Source organism: Mesorhizobium sp. M1A.F.Ca.IN.022.07.1.1 (assembly GCF_003997575.1).
Classification (GTDB): Bacteria; Pseudomonadota; Alphaproteobacteria; order Rhizobiales; family Rhizobiaceae; genus Mesorhizobium.
Genome location: NZ_RZST01000427.1, coordinates 1 through 4315, shown reverse-complemented (window position 1 = coordinate 4315; position 4315 = coordinate 1). Strand labels below are relative to the sequence as shown.

Genomic DNA, 4315 nt, shown 5'->3' with positions numbered 1-4315 from the left:
ACGCAGAGGAATTCGGCTACCTGCTGCATGACGAGCAGGCCGCCGCGATCGACCCGGTCACCATCGCCGACGCCGGCGGCCTGCTCGTCATGCAGCAGGTAGCCGAATTCCTCTGCGTCGACGGCCCCGACCTGGTGCTCAAGCCGGCACTCGCCGAAAGCTGGAAGCCGAATGCCGATGGCTCAGTGTGGACCTTCACGCTGCGCAAGGGCGTCAAGTTCCACTCAGGCGGCGAGATGAAGGCCGAGGACGTGGTGGCCAGCATCGACCGGCTTGCCGATCCCGCCAACTCCTCCAACGCGCTGTCGGTGTTCAGCGGCATCCTCTCGAAGGGCGCCAGCAAGAAGGTCGACGACTACACGGTGGAATTCCACCTCGACGCGCCGAACGGCAACTTCCCCTACATGCTGTCGTCCGACAACTACAACGCCGTCATCATCCCGGCGAGCTACAAGGGCGATTACGAAAAGAGCTTCGACGGTACCGGGCCGTTCAAGCTGGAGAAGTACACGCCCAAAGTCGGCGCCTCCTTCGTTCGCAATGAGAACTACTGGGGCGAAAAAGCCCTGCCGGAGCGCACCGAATTCACCTTCTTCACCGATATCCAGCCGCAGATCCTGGCGCTGCAGGGCGGCCAGATCGACATCATCAATCAGATGCCGGTGCTGGCGGGCGTCGCCGTCCTCAGCGATCCGAACGTGAACGTCATCAGCCTGAAATCGTCGGCGCATCAGCAACTGCATCTGCGCTGCGACGACGGTCCGATGAAGGACCCGCGGGTACGCCGCGCCATCGCGCTCAGCATCGATCGCAAGAAGTTGGTCGCCGGCCTGATGAAAGGCCGCGCCCAGGAGGGCAATGACAGCCCATTCGCCGGGGTCTATCCGTCGACGGACACCAGCGTGCCGCAGCGCGAGCAGGACATCGCGCAGGCCAAGCAGCTGATGGAAGCGGCCGGCGCCGGCAAGGGGTTCAAAATAACGCTGACCACCGAGCGCTATCTGGAAATCCCCGAATACGCGCAGCTGATCCAGAACTGGGTCAAGGAGATCGGTATCGAGCTCGAGCTCAACATCCTCGACCAGAGCGCCTATTACGGCGATGCCGTGTTCGGCAAATCGAACTGGCTGGATTCGGTGATGGGCATCACCGACTACGGCCACCGCGGCGTGCCGAACGTCTATCTCGCGGCGCCATTGAAGAGCGAAGGCACCTGGAATGCCGCGCATTTCAAGAACAAGGACTATGACCAGCTGGCGACCAGCTATATCGCTGCCCTCGACCTCGAGGCGCAGAAGGCTGCAGCCGGCAAGATCCAGAAGCTGCTGCTCGAGGAAACGCCGGTGATCTTCGGCTATTTCTACGACTACCTGACTGCGACGGCGAAAGGCGTGGCGGGCGTACAGCCCACCGCCATGTCACAGCTGTTCCTCGAAAAGGCTTCGAAAGCCTGACGCGAGGGAGCAAGCTTATCCCTGACATCCGGCTCTCGACGGAGAGCCGGCTCCAATAGGAGTATTCGCCATCCTCGGCTTCCTCATCCGGCGCCTGGCTCTGTCGCTCGTGACGCTGTTCCTGCTCAGCGTCATGGTGTTCCTGGGCGGCCAGGTGCTGCCCGGCAATGTCGGGCGCGCGATATTGGGGCCGTTTGCCGACCAGCGCGCCGTCGACGCGCTCAATCACTCGCTCGGCGTCGACCGGCCGCTGCTCGTCCAGTACGGAAGCTGGATCTGGAACTTCCTTCATGGCGACATGGGCACGTCCTACATTTTCCGCGCGCCGGTGGCGCCCTTCGTCATCGACGCTTTGGGCAATTCGATGAAGCTGGCGCTCGTCGCCTTCGTGCTGGTGGTGCCGATCGGCATCCTCGGCGGTGTCTTCGCTGCGCTCAACCTCAACCGGCCGCTCGACCGCATCATCAGCCTCGGCGGACTGTCTGTGACGGTGCTGCCCGAGTTCGTCACCGGCATCATCCTGATCCTGATCTTCGGCGTCTGGCTGCGCTGGCTGCCGATCGCGGCGGCCTGGCCGAAGGGTGCCGGCGTCTTCACCCAGCTCTATTATCTCATCCTGCCGTCGCTGCCGCTGTTTCTGGTGCTGTTCGGCTATATCGCTCGCATGGCGCGGTCGGGGATGATCGACGCGCTCGATTCCGACTATACGCGCACCGCGGTGCTTAAAGGTCTGCCGTGGCGCACGGTGATCTGGCGGCATGTGCTGCGCAACGCGCTATTGCCGACCATCACCGTCATCGCAACCCAGACCGGCTACCTCATCGGCGGCCTTGTCGTGATCGAGACGCTGTTCCGCTACCAGGGCATCGGCTCGCTGATCTTCACTGCCGCCCGCGGCAAGGATTTTCCGATGCTCGAGGCCGGCATCCTCACCATCGGCATCGTCTATGCGGTGGCCACATTGATCGCCGATTTCCTCTATTCGGTGCTCAATCCGCGCATTCGGCTGGGAGCGGAGCAATGAGCGCGACAGACACACCCGCTAACCTGCCAACGCCGGACGCCGCGACACAGCGCAGCCCCTGGGGCGAGGTGCTGCATTCGCTCTTGCGATCGGGAACCTTCCTGACCGGGCTCGGCATCGTCCTGCTCTGGATCGTCTGCGCGCTGTTCGGCGAGCATTTCGTCCCCTACGATCCGCTTGCCGACGACATCATCAACGCGCTGGCGCCACCGTCGGCCGAGCACTGGTTCGGCACCGACCAGATCGGCCGCGATGTCTTCTCGCGGGTCATCGTCGGCTCACGCGATATCCTGATGGTGGCACCTTTGGCCACGATTCTGGCGACCATTGCCGGCACCGCGCTCGGGCTCGTCATCGGCTATTTCCGCGGCATCGTCGACGATATCGTCAGCCGTATCCTCGAAGCCTTCATGGCAATCCCGGTGGTGATCATCGCACTGCTCGCCATCGTCGCGCTCGGCACCTCCAAGATCACCGTGATCGTAGTCATCGGCTTGAGCTTCGCACCGATCATCGCCCGCACGGTGCGCTCGGCGGTGCTGGCCGAACGCGAGCTCGATTATGTCGCGGCGGCAAAGCTTCGCCACGAAGGCGCGCTGCACACGATGTTCGTCGAGATCCTGCCCAACGTGATCCCGCCGATCCTGGTCGAGACGACAGTGCGTCTGGGCTATGCGATCTTCGCCGTCGCCACGCTCTCCTTCATGGGCTTCGGCATCCAGCCGCCCTCGCCCGACTGGGGACTCTCGATATCCAGCAATTACGGCATGATCGGCGGCGGCTTCTGGTGGACGGTGCTGTTCGACGCGCTGGCGATCGCCTCGCTGGTGATCGGGGTCAACCTGGTGGCCGACGGCGTCCATGGAGCGTTCAATGACTGACAGGAACGCGCTCGAGCTCAACGATCTCTCGGTCGCCTATCGCGTCGGGCGCCGCAACCGGGCGGTGCTGCGCAATGTCAGCTTCAAGATCGGCCGCGGCGAGGCCTATGGGCTGGTCGGCGAATCCGGCTGCGGAAAGTCCACCGCGGCGCTGTCCGTGGTCCGCTACCTGCCGCGCAACGGCTCGATCACCGGCGGCTCGATCGCGCTCGACGGCCGGGATGTGATGAAGCTCGATGCCGAGGCGCTCAGACGCGCCCGTGCGGAAAGCGTCTCCATGGTCTATCAGGATCCCGGCAAGGCGCTGAATCCATCATTGCGCATCGGCCGCCAGCTCACCGAGATCTTCGAGCTTGCCGGCATGTCGGGACAGGCGGCGAGCGACAAGGCGATCGCGATGCTCAATCTTGTGCGCATCTCGGATCCGGCCAGTGTCATGCAGCGCTACCCGCACCAGCTTTCCGGCGGCATGCAGCAGCGCGTGGCGATCGCAATGGCCTTGGCCAACGACCCCTCGATGCTGATCCTCGACGAGCCGACGACGGGTCTCGACGCCACGGTCGAAGCCGAAGTGCTCGACCTCATCGCGCAACTGCGCCGCGAGCTTTCGGCCTCAATCCTGTTCATCAGCCACAACCTCGCCGTGGTTTCCAACATGTGCGACCGGGTCGGCGTGCTCTATGCCGGGATGCTGGTCGAGGAAGGCTCGACCAAGGACGTCTTCAACGATCCGCGCCATCCCTACACGGTCGCCTTGCTGCGCTGCCTGCCGCGCGGCGGCCAGCGCAAGGACCAGGGCCGGCTCGACACGATCCCCGGCTTCCTGCCCGGCATCGGCGCTACGATCGTCGGCTGCGCCTTCGCCGACCGCTGCGCGCTGGCGACGGAGCGCTGCCGCAGCGAGCCGCCGCCGCTCTATGAGCTTGGAGGCGGCCGGCTGTCGCGCTGCCACTATC

At 64.2% G+C, this 4315-nt stretch carries 4 protein-coding genes; all 4 read left to right on the top strand.

Going from position 1 to position 4315, the window contains the following annotated elements; genetic code table 11:
- A partial coding sequence (locus tag EOA75_RS29605; RefSeq protein WP_164747648.1) for an ABC transporter substrate-binding protein occupies positions 1-1454 on the top strand: 1454 nt, incomplete at its 5' end.
- A gap of 85 nt (positions 1455-1539) precedes the next feature.
- A complete protein-coding gene (locus EOA75_RS29600; RefSeq protein WP_281058586.1) occupies positions 1540-2478 on the top strand; it encodes an ABC transporter permease in 939 nt (312 codons plus the stop codon).
- A complete protein-coding gene (locus tag EOA75_RS29595; protein ID WP_095823939.1) occupies positions 2475-3359 on the top strand; it encodes an ABC transporter permease in 885 nt (294 codons plus the stop codon). The genes EOA75_RS29600 and EOA75_RS29595 overlap by 4 nt, the downstream gene beginning before the upstream one ends.
- The coding region (locus EOA75_RS29590; protein ID WP_245466776.1) for an ABC transporter ATP-binding protein at positions 3352-4315 on the top strand (964 nt) is incomplete at its 3' end. The genes EOA75_RS29595 and EOA75_RS29590, both read left to right, overlap by 8 nt.

Coding starts and splice junctions, on each gene's coding strand:
- EOA75_RS29595 (WP_095823939.1), top strand. CDS start 2,475: ATGAGCGCGACAGACACACCCGCTAACCTGCCAACGCCGGACGCCGCG.